This window comes from Pseudomonas sp. GM74, assembly GCF_000282455.1.
Taxonomy (GTDB): Bacteria; Pseudomonadota; Gammaproteobacteria; order Pseudomonadales; family Pseudomonadaceae; genus Aquipseudomonas.
The window spans coordinates 60713-79921 of sequence record NZ_AKJG01000051.1 but is presented as its reverse complement, the minus strand read 5'-3'; the positions used below and the strand labels follow the sequence as shown (position 1 = coordinate 79921).

Below are 19209 nucleotides of genomic sequence, written 5' to 3'. Positions count from 1 at the left end.
TGCGCTTTTCAAAGTGACCCGCCGTAAGGGCGGAACCATAAGCGGCCGTTACCGAAGAAATGGATATGTACACCGAACACCGAACACCGAACACAACCACCCCACCACCAAACCCCCAATCACCCCACCTGATACCCAACCATTCAGACCACGCCCCCATCCCCCCCGGTTAACAAAAGATAACGTGGCGTCGATTGTCAGACATTAAAAAACACCGATAGGATAGGCCAGCTTCCGAAGGGGCTCTGGATTGCGGGTTTCAGGACTATGCTCTGAAACAGCCGGTCCAGACACGCACCCTTGCGGCGCCCAGAAAGGTTGAACGACCTAACAATAATAATGGGAGAAGGTCTATGAGTGAGCCTGTCATGGGTGTGGGTATCTGCCGCCCGCCGGCACTACGCAAATTCGCGTTGCTGGCCACAGCGCTCTCGCTGTTGGGCTCTGCCATGCTGTCGGCGCCTGCGCTGGCTGCGGCGGCGCCAGCATCCGATGTTGTTTATTCCATTGAATCGGCCAAGGCTGCCAAAAGCCTGATGCTCGATGTCGTCCACGCCGGCAAGCGCCTGGTGGCGGTCGGGGATCGTGGGCACATCCTGTATTCCGATGACCAGGGTGCTACCTGGACCCAGGCCAAGGTCCCGACCCGGGCCCTGCTGACGTCGGTGTTTTTCGTCGACGACAAGCACGGCTGGGCCGTCGGCCATGACGCGCAGATCCTCGCCAGCGAGGACGGCGGCGCGACCTGGACCAAGCAATTTGAAGATCTGACACGCGAATCGCCGCTGCTCGATGTCTGGTTCAAGGACGTCGACAGCGGCTTTGCCGTGGGCGCTTACGGCTCGCTGATGGAAACCACCGACGGTGGCAAGCATTGGGAAGACGCCAGCGACCGCCTGGACAACGAAGACCAGTACCACCTGAATTCGATCGCTGCGGTCAAGGACGCCGGGCTGTTCATCGTCGGCGAGCAGGGCAGCATGTTCCGTTCCCCGGACTGGGGTCAGACCTGGGAGAAACTCGAAGGTCCGTACGAGGGCTCGCTGTTCGGCGTGATCGGCACAGCGCAGCCCAATACGCTGCTGGCCTACGGACTGCGTGGTAACCTTTACCGCTCCACGGATTTCGGCACCACCTGGGACCAGGTCGAGCTCAAGGCTGAACGCGGCGCTCTGGAGTTCGGGCTGTCCGGCGGCACGCTGCTCGATGATGGTTCGATCGTGATCGTCGGCAACGGCGGCTCGGTGATTCGCAGCAGCGACAATGGCGAAACCTTCAAGGTGGTCAACCGTCCGGACCGTATTTCGGTCTCGGCAGTGACGGCGGCAGGTAATGGCAATCTGGTTCTGGCCGGGCAGGGCGGCGTTCGCGTCACCTCGCCAAACGGCACCGAGTCGGGAAAATGAGCCGGGTTAATAATAAGAAGGCGGAGCTATGACTTCCTTGAGTACTCATCACCAGGACAAGGCGACGTTCCTCGAGCGCCTGATCTTCAACAACCGCCCGGCAGTGATCACGATCTGCCTGCTGGTCAGTATTTTCCTGTTCTGGCAGGCGACGCTGATCCGTCCATCCACCAGCTTCGAAAAAATGATCCCGCTGGAGCATCCCTTCATCCAGAAGATGATGGAGCACCGCAACGATCTGGCGAACCTGGGCAACACCGTGCGGATTTCGGTGGAAGCCACCGATGGCGACATCTTCTCCAAGGAGTACATGGAGACCCTGCGTCAGATCAACGACGAGGTGTTCTACATCTCCGGCGTCGACCGTTCCGGCCTCAAGTCGCTGTGGAGCCCGAGCGTTCGCTGGACCGAAGTGACCGAAGAGGGCTTCGCCGGCGGTGAAGTGATTCCGCAGAGCTACAACGGCTCCCAGGCCAGCCTCGATCTGTTGCGCAACAATGTGCTCAAGTCCGGTCAGGTCGGACGGTTGGTGTCCAACGATTTCAAGTCGAGCATCGTCGACATTCCGTTGCTGGAGTCCTATCCGGACCCGCAGGACCAGGGCAAGCTGCTGGCGCTGGACTATCGCCAGTTCTCCCACGAGCTTGAAGACAAGATCCGTACCAAGTTCGAAGCACAGAACCCGAACGTGAAGATCCACATCGTCGGTTTCGCCAAGAAAGTCGGTGACCTGATCGACGGCCTGGTGATGGTGGTGATGTTCTTCGGCATCGCCTTCGTCATCACCCTGATCCTCTTGCTGTGGTTCACCAACTGCCTGCGCAGTACCGTCGCCGTGTTGAGTACGACGCTGGTGGCAGTGGTCTGGCAACTGGGCTTGATGCACTTCTTCGGATTCGGGCTCGACCCCTATTCGATGCTGGTGCCGTTCCTGATCTTCGCCATCGGTATTTCCCACGGCGTGCAGAAGATCAACGGCATCGCCCTGCAATCGAGTGAAGCGGACAACGCCCTGACCGCGGCGCGTCGCACCTTCCGTCAATTGTTCCTGCCGGGGATGATCGCGATCCTCGCCGATGCCGTGGGTTTCATCACGCTGCTGATCATCGATATCGGTGTGATCCGTGAACTGGCCATCGGCGCGTCCATCGGCGTGGCGGTGATCGTGTTCACCAACCTGATCCTGCTGCCGGTGGCGATTTCCTATGTCGGCATCAGCAAGCGTGCCGTCGAGCGAAGCAAGAAAGACGCGGTGCGCGAACACCCGTTCTGGCGCCTGCTGTCGAACTTTGCCGGCGCCAAAGTCGCACCGGTTTCCATTCTGCTGGCGTTGATCGCCTTTGGCGGCGGCCTGTGGTACAGCCAGAACCTGAAAATCGGCGACCTCGACCAGGGTGCCCCGGAGCTGCGCCCGGACTCGCGCTACAACAAGGACAACAACTTCATCATCAACAACTACTCCACCAGTTCCGACGTATTGGTGGTGATGGTCAAGACCAAGTCCGAAGGCTGCTCGCGCTACGAAGCCATGGCGCCGATCGACGAGCTGATGTGGAAGATGCAGAACACCGAGGGCGTGCAATCGGCGATTTCCCTGGTGACCGTGTCCAAGCAAATGATCAAGGGCATGAACGAGGGCAACCTGAAATGGGAAACCCTGTCGCGTAACCCTGACGTGCTGAACAACTCCATTGCCCGCGCTGACGGCCTGTACAACAACAGCTGTTCCCTGGCGCCGGTGCTGGTGTTCCTCAACGATCACAAGGCAGAGACCCTGGATCGCGCGGTGCATGCGGTGCAGGAGTTCGCCAGGGAAAACAACAAGGAAGGCCTGGAGTTCATCCTCGCCGCCGGTAACGCCGGGATCGAGGCGGCCACCAACGAGGTGATCAAGAAGTCCGAGCTGACCATCCTGATCCTGGTGTACATCTGTGTGGCGGTCATGTGCATGATCACCTTCCGTTCGTGGGCGGCGACCTTGTGCATCGTGCTGCCGCTGGTGCTGACCTCGGTACTCGGCAACGCCCTGATGGCCTTCATGGGCATCGGCGTGAAAGTCGCGACCCTGCCGGTGGTGGCGCTCGGGGTGGGGATTGGCGTGGACTACGGCATCTACATCTACAGCCGCCTGGAAAGCTTCCTGCGTGCCGGCCTGCCGCTGCAAGAGGCGTACTACCAGACGCTGAAGTCGACCGGTAAAGCCGTGCTGTTCACCGGTCTGTGCCTGGCCATCGGCGTGTGCACCTGGATCTTCTCGGCCATCAAGTTCCAGGCCGACATGGGCCTGATGCTGACCTTCATGCTGCTGTGGAACATGTTCGGTGCGCTGTGGCTGTTGCCGGCACTGGCGCGGTTCCTGATCAAGCCTGAGAAACTGGCGGGGCAGAAGGGCAACTCGTTGTTTGCTCACTGATCCACGATCAGCAACGCCAAAACCGCAACCTTAGGGTTGCGGTTTTTTTTACATTTAAAAATTTCACACCGGACCCTGTGGTGATCAGGCAGGATCGCTACCCAGCACCACATTCAACGCACTACGCGCATCATCCAGCTGCACCAGCGTCGCATGCCGCGCACCCAGCGCATCACGGTTTTCAATGGCGGTGAGAATCGCCTTGTGCCGGGGCAGCGCCAGTTCATGCAGGTTCGGCCGCTGGTTCGAATGCTTCAAGGCTTCGGCGATGGCCACCGATAGCATGTTGCACAGGTTGGCCAGCAAGTCGTTGTGCGTGGCGTCGGCGATGCGACTGTGGAAGTCCAGGTCCGGCTGTAACAGCGCCTCCGGTGTCGGCGCGGCTTCCATGCGCTGGTAGGCCTCACCAATGGACGCGATGTCCGCCTCGGTGGCGAATTGCGCGGCGAGGGCGGCAGCGGCCGGTTCGATGATGCTGCGCACACTGGTCAGCAGGTCGAAAAACTGGTTTTGCGGACTGCTCTGCATCAGCCAGTGCAGCACGTCCGGATCGAGCATGTGCCAGTCCTTGCGCGGCTTGACCACGGTTCCGACGCGCGGGCGGGAATACACCAGGCCCTTGGCAACCAATACTCGGGTGGCTTCGCGCAGCACCGGTCGGCTGACCGCATATTCTTCGCACAACAGCGCTTCGGCGGGCAGTTTGTCGTCCGGCAGGAAACGTCCCGAGACGATCTGCATGCCCAGTTCCTGGACGATGCGCGAGTGCATGCTTTTGCGGTCGGAGGGTTTGCGGTAATCCATGGGGAACGGCGCGGTCCTGTGCGAATAGGTGTCGCGCATGATAGCAGGCGCGGCGCAATCTTGAGGCGGGCGTAGATCAAATGTGGGAGCGGGCTTGGTCCGGGCGGTGTTCCGACGAAAGCGATTTGTCAGACAACATCAATGTTGAATGCACAACCGTATTCGTCGGAACGCCGCCCGGATCAAGCCCGCTCCCACAGGGGGTGGTGGTGATCAGTGGGAGTGACGCGGCACTTCAGCCCCACGGCAACCGACCAGGAAGTCGAAGTCGCATCCCTGGTCCGCTTGCAGCACGTGGTCGATGTACAGCTGACGATACCCGCCGACGATCAGGTTCTGTGGCGGCTGCAGATCGGCCATGCGCGCGGCCAGTTCGGCGTCCGGAATATCCAGGTGCAAACGGCCGCCGGCGCAATCGAGTTCGATCCAGTCGCCTTCTTTCACTGCGGCCAGCGGTCCGCCGGCAGCGGCTTCCGGGGCGACGTGCAGGACAACAGTGCCGTATGCGGTGCCGCTCATGCGTGCGTCGGAAATGCGCACCATGTCGGTCACACCCTGGGCCAGCAGCTTGGCCGGCAGGCCCATGTTGCCCACTTCGGCCATGCCCGGATAACCCTTCGGCCCGCAGTTCTTCATCACCAGGATCGAGTTGGCATCCACGTCCAGTTCAGGGTCGTTGATTCGCGCCTTGTACATGTCGAAGTTCTCGAACACCACCGCACGTCCGCGATGCTGCATCAACTCTGGCGTGGCGGCGGAAGGCTTGAGCACGGCGCCCAGCGGTGCCAGGTTGCCGCGCAACACACAGATGCCGCCGTCGGCGCGGATCGGGTTGTCGAGGGTGCGGATCACTTCGTCCTCGCCATAGATCGGCGCGTCCCTGGTGTTCTCGCCGATGGACTTGCCGTTGACGGTCAATGCATTCGGGTTCGGGATCAGGTTGGCTTCACCGAGGCGCCGCAGCACCGCCGGCAAGCCACCGGCGTAATAGAACTCTTCCATCAGGAAGCGCCCGGACGGTTGCAGGTCGACGATAGTCGGCATGCCGCGACCGATACGGGTCCAGTCATCCAGATCCAGCTCCACGCCAATGCGTCCGGCGATGGCTTTCAGGTGGATCACTGCGTTGGTCGAACCGCCGATGGCGGCATTGACGCGAATGGCGTTTTCGAAGGCTTCCTTGGTCAGGATCTTCGACAGCTTCAAGTCTTCGCGCACCATTTCCACGGCGCGCATGCCGGACATGTGCGCCAGCACATAACGGCGCGCATCCACGGCCGGGATCGCCGCGTTGTGGGGCAGGGAAGTGCCCAGTGCTTCAGCCATGCAGGCCATGGTCGAGGCGGTGCCCATGGTGTTGCAGGTGCCGGCCGAGCGGGACATGCCGCCCTCGGCCGCGAGGAAGTCGTCGATGCTGATGGTGCCGGCCTTGACCTGTTCGCTGAGCTGCCAGACCACGGTGCCGGAGCCGATGTCCTTGCCCTTGTGCTTGCCGTTGAGCATCGGCCCGCCGGTGACGACGATGGCCGGCACGTCGCAACTGGCGGCGCCCATCAGCAAGGCCGGGGTGGTTTTGTCGCAACCGGTCAGCAGCACCACGCCATCGATCGGGTTACCGCGAATGGCTTCTTCCACGTCCATGCTCGCCAGGTTGCGGGTGAGCATGGCGGTTGGGCGCAGGTTCGATTCGCCGTTGGAGAACACCGGGAACTCCACCGGGAAGCCGCCAGCCTCGATCACCCCGCGTTTGACGTGCTCGGCAATCTGGCGGAAATGCGCGTTGCACGGGGTCAGTTCCGACCAGGTATTGCAGATGCCGATGATCGGCTTGCCATGGAACTGGTGGTCGGCGATGCCCTGATTCTTCATCCAGCTGCGGTACATGAAGCCGTTCTTGTCGGCCGTGCCAAACCATTGGGCGGAGCGCAGGGTGGGTTTCTTATCAGACATGATCGGTTCTCTTATTGTATGACTATATTGTTCGAGCTGAGGCGTAACATAAGCGCAAATTAAGCGCTTTGGAAGTGTTGTTGAGTAAATAGTATTACTATATAGTCCGCTCAAACGGAGGGATGGCCCTAGCGAGTTTTTCGCGAGAGGCGTCCCCCGAGGTTCTATAACAACAACAATCGGAGACCGATCTCATGAGCCAGGAACTGCGGCTTATCCGTCGCATCACGCTGAAACTGATTCCCTTCCTGATCCTGCTGTACCTGATCGCCTATGTGGACCGCTCCGCGGTGGGCTTCGCCAAATTGCACATGGGCGCAGACATCGGCCTGGGCGATGCCGCCTACGGTCTTGGCGCCGGGCTGTTCTTCATCGGTTACTTCCTGCTGGAAATCCCCAGCAATCTGATGCTCGACCGCTTCGGCGCACGGCGCTGGTTCGCGCGGATCATGCTCACCTGGGGCGCCATCACCATCGGCATGGCCTTCGTCCAGGGGCCGAACAGCTTCTATGTGATGCGCTTCTTGCTCGGCGCCGCCGAAGCCGGGTTCTTCCCGGGCGTTCTGTACTACATCACCCAATGGTTCCCGGTGCGCCATCGCGGCAAGATCCTCGGGTTGTTCATCCTGTCGCAACCTATTGCAATGATGATCACCGGCCCGGTGTCTGGTGGCTTGCTGGGCATGGACGGCGTGTTGGGTCTGCACGGCTGGCAGTGGCTGTTCATCGTCATCGGCTGCCCGGCGATCCTGCTGACCTGGCCGGTGCTGCGCTACCTGCCGGACGGCCCGCAGCAAGTGAAGTGGATGGACCAGGCGGAAAAGGACTGGCTGAGCGGCGAGCTGAAAAAGGATCTGGATGCCTACGGCCAGACTCGTCACGGCAATCCGTTGCATGCACTCAAGGACAAGCGCGTCCTGCTGTTGGCGCTGTTCTACCTGCCGGTGACCCTGAGCATCTATGGTCTGGGTTTGTGGCTGCCGACGCTGATCAAGCAGTTCGGCGGCAGTGACCTGGTGACCGGTTTCGTTTCCGCGGTGCCGTACATCTTCGGGATCATCGGCCTGCTGATCATTCCACGCAGCTCCGACCGCTTGAACGACCGCTACGGCCACCTCGCCGTGCTCTACGTGCTGGGTGCGATTGGCCTGTTCCTCAGCGCCTGGCTGTCGGTGCCGGTGCTGCAACTGGCGGCGCTGTGCCTGGTGGCGTTCGCATTGTTTTCCTGCACGGCGGTGTTCTGGACCTTGCCGGGCCGCTTCTTCGCCGGCGCCAGTGCGGCGGCGGGGATCGCATTGATCAACTCGGTGGGCAACCTCGGCGGCTACCTCGGCCCATTCGTGATCGGCGCGTTGAAGGAGTACACCGGCAATCTTGCGTCCGGCTTGTATTTCCTCTCCGGGGTGATGGTGTTCGGCCTGATTCTGACTGGCGTCGTCTATCGCCTGCTGGAACGCAGGCACGTCCTGCCAGCCGATGAGTTTGCGGCGAGTGCGCGTGGGGCTTCCCGTACCTGACCTATAGCTGGAAATCACCACTGTCCCTGTGGGAGCGGGCTTGCCCGCGATAGCAATCTGTCTGGCACATCAGTGTTGAATGTGCAGCCGCCATCGCGGGCAAGCCCGCTCCCACAGGGATTTGTGAGTGTTCAAGTTTTACTTAAAGGAGAAAATCCATGCGTTTGGTTCAGTTCGAATTGAGTAACGGCGAACGCCGTGTCGGCGTGGTCGAGGCAGGCCTGGTCCGTGAAGTGCAGGACGCGCGCACCGTTCGCGATCTGGCACTGGCGGCGATCGAGGCGGGCGCAAGCCTTGAGCAACAGGTGCAAAGCCTGGGGCTGGGCATCAGTCACGACTATGCCGAACTGCTGACGCAACGGCGCATCCTGCCGCCCCTGGACCATGCGGACCCTGCACACATGCTGGTCAGCGGCACGGGCCTGACCCATCTGGGCAGTGCGTCGGCCCGGGACAAGATGCACCAGCAAAATGGTGACGAGTCCGCAATGACCGACACCATGCGCATCTTCAAATGGGGCGTGGAGGGCGGTAAGCCGGCGGCGGATGAAGCCGGTGTGCAACCGGAATGGTTCTACAAAGGCGATGGCAGCATCGTCGTCCGGCCTGGCCAGCCATTTCCCTTGCCGCCGTTTGCCGAAGATGCCGGTGAAGAGCCGGAGATCGCCGGCCTGTACGTGATCGGTCACGACGGCAAGCCGTATCGCCTGGGGTTTGCCGTGGGCAACGAATTCTCCGACCACGTCATGGAGCGCAAGAACTACCTGTACCTGGCCCATTCGAAACTGCGCAGTTGCAGCTATGGCCCGGAACTGCGGGTCGGCGAATTGCCACAGCATCTGGCGGGCACCAGCCGCATCCTGCGTGACGGCGAAGTGCTGTGGCAGAACGAGTTTCTCAGCGGCGAGGCGAACATGTGCCACAGCCTCGCCAACCTCGAATTCCATCATTTCAAGTACAGCCAGTTCCTGCGCCCGGGGGACGTGCACATTCACTTCTTCGGCACGGCGACCCTGTCCTTTGCCGACGGCATTCGCACGCAACCGGGCGACGTGTTCGAGATCACCCAGGCCGAGTTCGGCGCACCATTGGTCAACGGCATCGCATCGGTCCCGGCGGCTTTCGAGCCCGGCACCGTCGGCACACTTTGAGGAGTTACCCATGACCCGGATCCTTGGTCACAACTACATCGGCGGCCTGCGCAGCGCAGTCGGCAGCGTCAAGCTGCGGAGTGTCGATGCCAGCACTGGCGAGGCCTTGCCCCACGATTTTTATCAGGCGACACCGCAGGAAGTCGATGCGGCGGCCCACGCAGCAGCGGCTGCCTATCCGGCCTATCGCTGTCTGAGCGCGGAGCGCCGGGCGCAGTTTCTCGATGCCATCGCCGATGAACTGGACGCCCTCGGTGATGATTTTGTCGCTGTCGTTTGCCGCGAAACGGCGTTGCCCGCAGGGCGGATTCAAGGGGAGCGTGGGCGTACCAGCGGGCAGATGCGCCTGTTTGCCAAAGTGCTGCGTCGTGGTGATTTCTACGGCGCGCGAATCGACCGGGCATTGCCTGAGCGTCAGCCGTTGCCGCGTCCGGACCTGCGTCAGTACCGCATCGGCCTGGGACCTGTGGCGGTGTTTGGTGCCAGCAACTTTCCGCTGGCGTTCTCCACCGCCGGCGGCGATACCGCCTCGGCGCTGGCCGCCGGGTGCCCGGTGGTGTTCAAGGCCCACAGCGGTCACATGGCCACGGCTGAATGGGTTGCTGACGCGATCATCAGTGCTGCCGAGAAAACCGGGATGCCGGCCGGCGTGTTCAACATGATCTATGGCGGTGGCGTCGGCGAGGCGTTGGTCAAACATCCGGCGATTCAGGCGGTTGGTTTCACCGGTTCGCTCAAGGGGGGGCGAGCCTTGTGCGACATGGCGGCGGCCCGTGCGCAACCGATTCCGGTGTTCGCCGAGATGTCGAGCATCAACCCGGTGATCGTATTGCCCCAGGCGTTGCAGGCGCGGGCCGACACCGTCGCCCGGGACCTCACGGCGTCGGTGGTCCAGGGCTGCGGGCAGTTCTGCACCAATCCGGGTCTGGTGATTGGCATTCGCTCGGCGTCGTTCAGTGCCTTTGTGCAGCAAGTGGCCGGGCTGATGGGCGACCAGCCGGCGCAAACCATGCTCAATGCCGCAACCCTGAGCAGTTACGGCCAGGGCTTGCAAAAGCTCCTCGCGCATCCGGGAATCAAGCACCTGGCCGGCAATTCACAGCAGGGCAATCAGGCCCAGCCGCAGCTGTTCAAGGCTGATGTCCGCCTGCTGCTCGATGGCGATGAAGTCCTGCAAGAGGAAGTGTTCGGGCCGACCACGGTGGTGGTCGAGGTCGCGGACCAGGCGCAACTGACGGCCGCCCTGAACGGCCTGCACGGCCAATTGACCGCCACCGTCATTGGCGAGCCGCAAGACTTCGAGCAGTTCGCCGGGCTGACGGCGTTGCTGGAACAGAAGGTCGGACGCATCCTGCTCAATGGCTATCCGACGGGCGTGGAAGTCTGCGATTCGATGGTCCACGGCGGGCCTTACCCGGCAACGTCCGATGCGCGCGGCACGTCAGTGGGCACACTGGCCATCGATCGTTTCCTGCGCCCGGTGTGCTTCCAGAACTACCCGGACAGTCTGCTGCCGGATGCACTGAAGAACGGCAATCCGCTGCGCATCCAGCGACTGGTGGATGGGCAACCATCGCGCGACGCCCTCTAACGGCTGACCACAGGTTGGTCATTCCAACCGAGGGAAATGGGATGCGATGAGCTATCATTGCGTCTTTCTCATCCAAAGATTGATTGCCATGACTTCCCCAACCGACACCTTGCTCAATGCCCTCGAACACTGCGGAATGGTGGAGATCGACGGGCTGCATGCCTTCGAATTCGCCCTTGACGAGATTGATAACCTGCACATTGAATGCATGGATGGCCGTGCGGCCAAACACTGGGAGTTCACCCCGGCGCAGGTCCAGGCTGCAACCTTCGACACCACGCTGCAAAGCTGGTTGATCACCGGTGACTCGGGTGAACACCGTTTGGTGTGCCTGGGCGATGTCGTCAGCGGTGACAACGAAGATGATGACCAAGGTGATGCGTAACTTCTGGCCACTGTTGATGGCCGGCAGCATCGGCGCCATGGGCGTCCAGGTCGCATCCGCCGAGGATTATCAACTGCTGGTGGGCTCCTACACCGCCGGTCAAAGCCAGGGTATCTACCGCCTGGCGTTCGACAGCCGCACCGGGCAGGTCGATGCCAGGCCCCTGCAAGTGATCAAGAGCGAAAACCCGTCGTGGCTGACCCTGTCGAAGGATCAGCGACACCTGTTCGTGGTCAACGAAAACGGCCCGGGCCAGGCCGATCCGGTAGGTCGCGTCAGCAGTTTCGCGATCGATCCCAAGACCCACGCGCTGAGCCTGGTCAACCAGGTACAAAGTCTGGGCAACGAGCCGACCCATTCCAGTCTCAGCGTCGATGGCAGCCATTTGTTTGTCAGCAATTACTCGGTGGCCGAAGACCCCGGCGGTACTCTTGCGGTGCTGCCGGTGGCGGCCGATGGCAAGCTCAAACCGGTGGTGCAGATGAGCAGCCATCCGGCGAGCCGGGTCAATCCCGAGCGCCAGGCCTCGGCCCACGTGCATTCGACCGTCCCGTCGCCGGACGGCCAATACGTGTTCGTCAATGACTTGGGGGCGGACAAGGTGTTTGCCTACCGTTTCGACCCCAAGGCCAACCCGCAACGGCCGTTGACCCCGGCCACCCCGGCATTCGTGCAACTGCCGCCCGGTAGCGGGCCGCGTCATCTGCTGTTCAGCAGCGATGGCAAACACGCCTGGCTGACCATGGAAATGAGCGCGCAAGTAGCGGTGTTCGATTACCACGACGGTCAACTCGAGCAGACGCAGATGGTCGATCTGGCGGCCGGGCAGTCGGTCTCGGACAAGGCTGCGGCGGCGTTGCATGCCTCGGCTGACGGCAAGTTCCTCTACGTCAGCAACCGTGGCACGGCCAATCAACTGCTGGTGTTTGCCATCGATCCGGCCACCGGCCACCTCAGTGAGCTGCAACGGCGGGCGGTGGAGGGCGATCATCCGCGGGAATTCAGCCTCGATCCGAGCGGCAAATTCCTGTTGATCGCCAACCAGAAGAGCAACCAGATTGTCGTCGTCGAACGCGATGCCAGGACCGGTCTGCTGGGCAAAACCGTGCAAAAACTGCCGATGGACGCCCCGAGCGACCTCAGGTTTCTGCTGCGTCAATAAGCCGCAGGCCCCGGTTGATGGGGCCTGCCTGCTTTTATCAATGACGCTGATATCTGGTACTGCTACAAAGCATTTCAAGGCACGAACCCTCGAGGGTTAAGTTTGCTTCACGGCCCCACCGGGCAAGCAAGCCAACTGAATCCGAGGAATACCGCCATGAACTTCAACATCTTCTCTGTCATCGCCGCTTCCGCCATTTCTGCCACCGTTGCGCTGCCAGCCAGCGCCAACGTTGAAATCAGCGACAAAAAAGCCCACACCCAGAGCTACACCCAGAAGTACCTTCAACAGAGCGCCAACTTCTACGCTGCGCTGGATCACAAAACCCAAGCCTGAACGCTCACCCTGCCTTTATGCAGGAGCGAAGTCACTGATGATCGAAGAGCCTGGTGTTGAAAAACAGGTGTTGAAAACGATCAGAGTGATGTCGCTCCTGCATAACGCATTTGCGACAGCATCACTTTGCCATCAAACCCGCGCTTGATATCACATTGCCATGAGTTTAAATTGACGCTGATTTTTTGACTCCTCCTCACGGCAAGGATCGGCAGCATGGTGACGCGTCTGGCATTGGTTGTTCTTTTTCTCTATTCCACCCCCATTCTGTCGGCGGTCGACCCTGTTCCGAGTGAGCCGGACGCTGCCCTCGAACGCTTGATGAGTTTTATTGAAGACTGAAATAGTCTGGCTTAATGATCAATGAAGCTGATGGTCACTATGGATAACCCTGAGTGGTTACCCAGGCTTTTTTGATCGATTCTGTGGGCATTGAAACATGCCTGCGGAGAACATCATGGCCAGCGCAATTCTCACTTCTGCCAAACACGGCGCCTATGTAGCGATCGGTCTGTACCTTGCCATGGTGCTGTTGGTCAGCCTGTCAGCCCAGTCGCAATCCACCTTCGAAGCGCCGATCCAGGTCGCTCATCCCGGCATCCAGTTTGAACACCGCGGGCAAAACGCGGACGTTGATCAGGCTGAAATCGCGGGAGTTGTCGGCGCATGAAAGGGCACAGACTCTGGGTCATCGCCTTCCTGGCGTTCATGACCAACGGATCCTCCCTGTTGGGGATCGGCCAGGGCTCGGCGGGCTCGGTGGCACGGGCCATCGAAGCCAACCACAACATCGCCCGCAGCATCGAAAACGCCAGTGTCCAAGGCATGCTGGCCGGCAATCCGCCGGTCAGGAATGAAGGCGTGGTGTTCGGGCCGTTCCAGGTGGATTGCTCGGCGATCGGGATGTGTGGGGTATTGGCGTAAGTGCCTGGCCTATTTCTTCATGATTGAAGTAAAGAGTTCCGACTCCAGAAACCGCTGCAACCAATCCTGCAAACGCCGATACCGCGTCTGCGCGAACCATTCGCGGTCGACGTGGGCGAACTGGCGCACGAAGGGCATCAACGCCACATCGGCCAGGCTCGGATGGTCCGCCAGCAAGTAGTCGCGTCCCTCCAGCAACGCCTCCAGCCTTTGCAAAAACACCTCGCCCTCGCCGCGATAAACCTCCATCGGCTGCTCAGGATAACGCTCGGCGTACTTGTAGCGATTCAAGTGCACCTTGAACACCTGATCGTTCTGTTCGATCAACGGCGCGATTTGCGCCGCAGCGTCAGGATCATCCTTGAGCAGCCAGTCCTGCGGATCGTTCTGCGCCAGCGCCCAGCGCATGATGTCGAGGCTTTCGTCGATCACCCGGCCATCGACGCTCAGCACCGGCACCGTGCCTTTGCCCGACAGCGCGAGCATTTCGGCGGGCTTGGCCTTCAGGCTGACTTCGACGATGTCCACGGCCACGCCCGAGTAGCGCAGGGCCATGCGTGCGCGCATGGCGTACGGGCAGCGGCGGAAGGAGTACAGCCTGTTCATTTCACCTCCAGGGTGCTCAGGCCGTTGCCCAGGCGCTGGACCTGAATCTGCACCGGAATCCGTTCGTGCATTTCCTGTACGTGGGAAATCACCGCGACCTTGCGGCCCTGGGCCTGCAAGCCGTCGAGGGCGTCCATGGCCAGTTGCAGGGATTCGGGGTCGAGGCTGCCGAAGCCTTCGTCGATGAACAGCGACTCGATTTTCAGCGTGCTCGAGGCCATCGACGCCAGGCCGAGGGCCAGCGCCAGCGACACCAGGAAGGTCTCGCCACCGGACAGCGAATGCACCGAACGCAGTTCGTCACCCATTTCGGTGTCCATCACCAGCAAGCCGAGCATGCTTCCGCCGCGTTTGAGGCGATAGCGGCGCACCAGTTGGCGCAATTGCACGTTGGCGTGATGCACCAGCAGGTCGAGGTTGTAGGCCTGGGCGATCTTGCGGAAGGTATCGCCGGTGGCGGAGCCGATCAACGCATTCAGGCGCGCCCAGCGTTGATACTCGTTGTAGGCGTCGGCAGTCTGCTGCACCAGGGCCTGATTGGCGTTCTGTCGGCGCTGGTCCTCGGCCTGTTCGGCGCGCAGTTCGGCGCAGTGTTGCTCGCTGGTGGCGGCGAGGTTTTGCAGATCGATCAGCGCTCCGGCCAATTGCTCTGCATCTAGGTTGCCGTTGTGTTGCGCCTGGTGATCGAGCAGGCGCTTGTCGCGCTCCTGCACCAGGACGCTGGCCTGTTCGATGGCTTTTTCACTGTGCTGCAAGCGCTGGCGCAGTTCGCTGACCTGGGTGTCATCGACGCGCAGCAAGTCTTCGAGGCCGCCGTCATCCAGCTCGGGATGGCCGGCACGCCAGTCGCCGATCTTGCCGGCGAGCTCACGTTCTTCAACTTCCAGTGCGTGCAAGCGCTCCTGCTGGGCCTTGAGTTCGGCGGCGATTTGCACTGATTGCGTGAGGACGTTTTGCAGTGTCTGCACGGTGCTGGTTTCGGCACTGCGCGCCTGCTCCACGGCCTGTTCCAGTTGCTGCTGCCAATGCTCGGCGCTGCTGTGTTCGCCGAGTAGTTGACCGAGCGTGTGCTGGCTCGCCTGTTGCTGCTCCGCCAGCCCATTGAACTGCTGTTCGGCGGCTTGCAATTGCTGCACGCGGCTTTGCTGGCGGTCCTGTTCCTTCTCCAGGTTTTGCTGGCGCTGTTGCTGCTCGGCCAGTTCTTCCTTTTGTTGCTCGAGTTGCGCCAGGCGCTCGGCGATCTGCCGGTCGAGCTGCATGAAGGTCGCGGCCGGCTCGACGCGCAGCGCTTGCAGGGTCTCGGCCGGCAGCAGGCTGGCAAATGCCTTGAGTTCTTCGTCCAGGCGCTGGCGGTCGTTGCCCAGTTCGCGCTGTTGATTGCTCAGGTGTTGGGCTGCTTGCTGGTGCGCGGTTTCGGCATGGCGCAGTTGCTGGGTCAGGCGCGCGGCATCCTGTTGCAGGGTGAGCAGGGCGCTCTGCCGTTGCTCGTCCTGGCTGATGCTCTGGTTGAGCTGACTGTTTTGCTGGTTGAGCCAGGCGTCGCGTTTGGCGGCATCCTGATTCAGCAGTTGGGCAGCCAGTGGATGGGCCTCCAGGCTTGGGGCGAGGGCATGCTGCTGGGTCGCCAGTTGCTCCTGCTGTTGCAGCAGTTCCTTTTGCTGGGCGATCAGCCCGCCGACTTCGGCACGCAGGTCAGTGAGTTCTTCCTTGAGCAGGTCAACGGCCTTCTGCGCGTTGGCCTGTTCGCTTTCATCAAAACGACCGAGGCTTTGCAGCAGGGCTTCGGGCTGATGATAGGGATGCTCGTTGCTGCCGCAGACCGGGCATGGCTGATCGTCCTGCAACTGCGCGCGCAGCTCTTCGACACTGGCACTGCGCGCCAGACGCTGGCGCTCCAGCAGTTCGCGCGTGACGTTGAGGGTCTGTTCGGCAACGCTCAGATCAGCCTTGGCCTTGACCCCGTCCTGGGTCAGGCGCTCACGTTCCTGTTGCGCGCTGAGCTGGCGCTGTTGCAACTCGGCACCGCGTTTGTCCAGGTCCTGCTGGCTGGCCCACAGGCGCGCAAGGTCTTCGACGGCGCGCAGTTGCTTGCGGTTGTCCTGCAACAGACTGCCCAGGATACCGATCTGCTCGGCGACGGCATCCGGTTCGGCGCCGGCCTCCTTGAACAGCACCTCCAGTTGTTGCTTCTGCGCGGTAAGCGCTTGTTCGGTGCTCGCGGCGTTTTGTTCGAGGCTGGCCAGTTCGGCCTGACCCTGATTCAACCGGCTGCCGATCAACATCAACTGTTGCAGGCGATCACGGTAGGCATTCCAGGCATCGCTCAACGGTGCCAGATGGGTGCTTTGCTCCAGCCCGGTGGCGATGCGCTGCAAGTCCGCGGCGCCACGGGCTTGCTGATCGAGCAAGGTCTGAATCGTGCCCTGGCCCTGGGTGCAGGCCTGTTGCGCCTGTTGCCTGGCTTCGGCGCTGAGGGCGGTGTCCTTGGCCAGGCGGGCGAGGGTGCTTTGCGCTTCGAAGGCCTGACGGAGCGACGGCGCGCTGTCGGTTTGCCGTTGTCGGGTTTCGCTCAAGGCGATCCGGGCGGCGCTGAGCTGTTGCTCAAGCTGCGTCTGACGCTCGCCGAGTTCGCCATGCTCCTGCGTGTGCAAGGCAATTTGCGCCGCCAAGGGTGTCAGCAGCGCGTCGACCTCGGTTTTACGGGCAAACTGGTGCCGTTGCGGGGCCAGTTGTTCGAGGCGGGTGAGCCTCAAGCGCTCACTGGTCAGGGCTTCCCAGTGGGTCTGCGCCGATTGCAGTTGTTCGCTGGCGGCCAGATGCTCGTCCTGCAGTCGACGCAGGTTCTTGAGCCAGGTGTCCTGCAGTTCAAGCTCTTTGAGCTGCGCCTGTCGGGTCTTGAGTTGCTGCTGCGCCTGGTTGAAGCGCTCATCCAGTTCCGCGCGGGCTTCGGGCGACAGTGGCGTCACACCGCTGGCCTGATCCTGCAGCAGCTTGTGCGCTTCGCGGGCTTCTTTGGTCTTGTCGAAGGCCCGACGACCGAGGCGAGTGTAGAGCGCCGTGTCGGTGAGTTTTTCCAGCAGTTCGCTGCGGTCGTTGTCATCGGCCTTGAGGAATGCGCTGAATTCGCTTTGCGCCAACATCACCGCGCGGGTGAACTGTTCGAAATTCAGCCCCAGCGCGGCTTCGAGCTGAGTCTTGTATTCGCCTTTCTGGCTGGCCAGCAATTGATCCTGATCGATGTCGCGCAGGCTCTGGCGGCTGGCTTGCAGTTTGCCACCGGCCTTGTCCCGAGCGCGATTGGCTTCCCAGCGGGCGCGGTAACGGCGGCCGTCGACTCCCACGAAATCCACTTCCGCATAGCCTTCACCGGTGCCGCGACGCAGCAGGGTTCGCGGGTCGCCGGTGCCGATTTCGCCGTCGGCGTCCGGTACCTTGGCGTCGCGGCCGGTGTTGTTCAGCCGTGGTACGGCGCCAAACAGCGCCAGGCACAGGGCATCGAGCAAGGTGCTTTTGCCGGCGCCGGTGGGGCCGGTGATGGCGAATAGTCCGGCACTGGCCAGGGGTTCGGCGGTGAAGTCGACTTCAAACGGCCCGGCCAGGGAGGCGAGGTTTTTCAGGCGGATCGCGAGGATTTTCATGGTTGTTCGCTCTCCATCTGCACGTCCTGCAACAGCTCGGCAAAGTCCTTGAGGGTCTGCGCGTCGACCTCGCTGCCGTAGTTGTCCTGCCAGGCGCGGCTGAACAGTTCCTGAGGCGTGAGCTGGTCCAGTTCGATCAGGGTGCTGCCTTCGTCGGCACCGTCACGACCGCCGGTGCCGGCGTACTCGGCGGCGATGCGCACCAGGCGCACGGCCTTGCCTTGCAGGGCGGTTTCCACTTGATTGCGCAGGTCGGGCTGCGGCTCATCGAGGCGCACCCGCACCTCCAGCCACGGCTGGCGCTGGATCTCGGCCAACAGGTCGATGTTCGGCAGGTCCGCCAGTTGCAGCAGGATCTCGCTCAATGGCGCCGGGCCGATGCGTTGCAGGTTGACCGCACGGGGGATCAGTTTCGGCTCGACGCTGAGCAGGGTTTCGCCGTCGAGCTTGATGTCGAGAATCTGGTGCTGATAGCTGATCTCGGAGAACGACAGCGGAATCGGCGAGCCGCTATAGCGGATGCGTTCCTCGCCGTTGACCTTCTGCGGCTTGTGCAAGTGACCGAGGGCCACGTAGCTGATGCTCGGCCCGAACAGGCTGGCGGGCAGGGCTTCGGCGTTGCCGATGATCAGGCTGCGCTCGGAGTCTTCCGACACCGAACCGCCGGCCATGTGCGCGTGGCTGATGGCGATCAGGGCCTGGCCCGGCTGGCGCTTGGCGTTGGCCGCCTCAATCAGCCACTCGTGCACCTGACCGATCCCGCGCAGGTAGTTGTCACCCAAATGCGCGCCGGTGACTTCCGCCGGGCGCAGGAACGGCAGCGCCAGGCACCAGGCGGTGACTTCACCGCTGGCATCCGGCAAGGGCAACAGTAGGCGTTCGGCGTCCAGTTGACCGTCGTCGAGCCACAGCACACGGCCGAGCGCGTGGGTGCGCAAGCGGCGCATCAATGGCGCGGGCAGTTCGATCCGCGAGCCGGAATCATGGTTGCCGGCAATCATCACGATGGTCAGCGACGGCTGCTGCTCGTGGGCGCTGACGATGAAGTCGTAGAGCCGCTCCTGGGCTTTGACCGGCGGATTGACCGTGTCGAAGATATCGCCGGCGATCAACAGCACATCCGGCTGATCCAGCTTCAGCTGGCGTAACAGCCAGTCAAGAAAACAGCCATGTTCGAAATCGCGATCCTGGCCGTGAAGGTTTTGCCCCAGGTGCCAGTCGGAGGTGTGAAACAAGCGCAAGGCGGACTCCGCTACTAAATAGGTAATGGCCGCGTGAACAATGAAGGCGGCGAAAGGGGAGAGAGTTTACTGGCAAACGCTCCCG

Annotated in this window: 16 protein-coding genes; 11 read left to right on the top strand and 5 right to left on the bottom strand. The window is 61.8% G+C overall.

Annotated elements, in window-relative coordinates; translation table 11 throughout:
• Window positions 1–353 precede the first annotated feature (353 nt).
• Together PMI34_RS15775 and PMI34_RS15780 are read left to right on the top strand one after the other, a co-directional pair.
• Window positions 354–1406, top strand: coding sequence for a WD40/YVTN/BNR-like repeat-containing protein (locus PMI34_RS15775; RefSeq protein ID WP_008049537.1), 1053 nt, complete (start codon window positions 354–356; stop codon window positions 1404–1406).
• 28 nt (window positions 1407–1434) lie between these two features.
• Entirely contained in the window at window positions 1435–3819 is a 2385-nt protein-coding gene (locus PMI34_RS15780) for an efflux RND transporter permease subunit (RefSeq protein ID WP_008049535.1), read from the top strand.
• Between the two features lie 84 nt (window positions 3820–3903).
• Here the strand turns inward: PMI34_RS15780 and PMI34_RS15785 are convergent, their stop codons facing one another.
• Entirely contained in the window at window positions 3904–4623 is a 720-nt protein-coding gene (locus PMI34_RS15785) for a FadR/GntR family transcriptional regulator (protein ID WP_032829613.1), read from the bottom strand.
• 213 nt (window positions 4624–4836) lie between these two features.
• Window positions 4837–6573, bottom strand: a complete 1737-nt coding sequence (locus PMI34_RS15790; RefSeq protein ID WP_008049533.1) for an IlvD/Edd family dehydratase — start codon at window positions 6571–6573, stop codon at window positions 4837–4839.
• Window positions 6574–6767: 194 nt separating this feature from the next.
• On the opposite strand from PMI34_RS15790, the gene PMI34_RS15795 reads away from it, so the two are divergent.
• From PMI34_RS15795 to PMI34_RS15830, 9 genes are all read left to right on the top strand, one after another.
• Window positions 6768–8090, top strand: a complete 1323-nt coding sequence (locus PMI34_RS15795) for an MFS transporter (protein WP_008049531.1) — start codon at window positions 6768–6770, stop codon at window positions 8088–8090.
• Window positions 8091–8248: 158 nt separating this feature from the next.
• Window positions 8249–9241, top strand: a complete 993-nt coding sequence (gene araD1, locus PMI34_RS15800; protein ID WP_008049529.1) for an AraD1 family protein — start codon at window positions 8249–8251, stop codon at window positions 9239–9241.
• A 10-nt stretch (window positions 9242–9251) separates the two neighbouring features.
• Complete coding sequence (locus PMI34_RS15805; protein ID WP_008049527.1) at window positions 9252–10832, top strand: aldehyde dehydrogenase (NADP(+)); 1581 nt, start codon at window positions 9252–9254, stop codon at window positions 10830–10832.
• Window positions 10833–10878: 46 nt separating this feature from the next.
• Entirely contained in the window at window positions 10879–11217 is a 339-nt protein-coding gene (locus PMI34_RS15810; protein ID WP_008049526.1) for a DUF5629 family protein, read from the top strand.
• A complete protein-coding gene (locus PMI34_RS15815) occupies window positions 11210–12379 on the top strand; it encodes a lactonase family protein (RefSeq protein ID WP_032829614.1) in 1170 nt (389 codons plus the stop codon). The genes PMI34_RS15810 and PMI34_RS15815 overlap by 8 nt, the downstream gene beginning before the upstream one ends.
• 156 nt (window positions 12380–12535) lie before the next feature.
• Window positions 12536–12715: a hypothetical protein gene (locus PMI34_RS15820; RefSeq protein WP_007979950.1), complete on the top strand. Its 180-nt coding sequence runs from the start codon at window positions 12536–12538 to the stop codon at window positions 12713–12715.
• A gap of 216 nt (window positions 12716–12931) precedes the next feature.
• Window positions 12932–13057 (top strand): hypothetical protein, encoded by a 126-nt coding sequence (locus PMI34_RS29530; RefSeq protein ID WP_008049524.1) that lies wholly within the window; start codon window positions 12932–12934, stop codon window positions 13055–13057.
• Between the two features lie 115 nt (window positions 13058–13172).
• Entirely contained in the window at window positions 13173–13385 is a 213-nt protein-coding gene (locus PMI34_RS15825) for a hypothetical protein (protein ID WP_008049523.1), read from the top strand.
• A complete protein-coding gene (locus tag PMI34_RS15830; RefSeq protein WP_008049522.1) occupies window positions 13382–13639 on the top strand; it encodes a hypothetical protein in 258 nt (85 codons plus the stop codon). The genes PMI34_RS15825 and PMI34_RS15830 overlap by 4 nt, the downstream gene beginning before the upstream one ends.
• 9 nt (window positions 13640–13648) lie before the next feature.
• Here PMI34_RS15830 and PMI34_RS15835 read toward each other — a convergent pair whose 3' ends face one another.
• The 3 genes from PMI34_RS15835 to PMI34_RS15845 are packed head-to-tail and all read right to left on the bottom strand — an operon-like array spanning window position 13649 to window position 19124.
• Window positions 13649–14245 carry a glutathione S-transferase gene (locus PMI34_RS15835; protein WP_008049521.1) on the bottom strand — a complete coding sequence of 199 codons (597 nt, stop codon included), beginning with the start codon at window positions 14243–14245 and terminating at the stop codon, window positions 13649–13651.
• Window positions 14242–17883 (bottom strand): AAA family ATPase, encoded by a 3642-nt coding sequence (locus PMI34_RS15840; protein WP_008049519.1) that lies wholly within the window; start codon window positions 17881–17883, stop codon window positions 14242–14244. Before PMI34_RS15840 ends, PMI34_RS15835 begins: the two co-directional genes overlap by 4 nt.
• On the bottom strand, window positions 17880–19124 hold the full coding sequence (locus PMI34_RS15845; protein ID WP_008049518.1) for an exonuclease SbcCD subunit D C-terminal domain-containing protein: 1245 nt from the start codon (window positions 19122–19124) through the stop codon (window positions 17880–17882). Before PMI34_RS15845 ends, PMI34_RS15840 begins: the two co-directional genes overlap by 4 nt.
• Window positions 19125–19209: the final 85 nt, after the last annotated feature.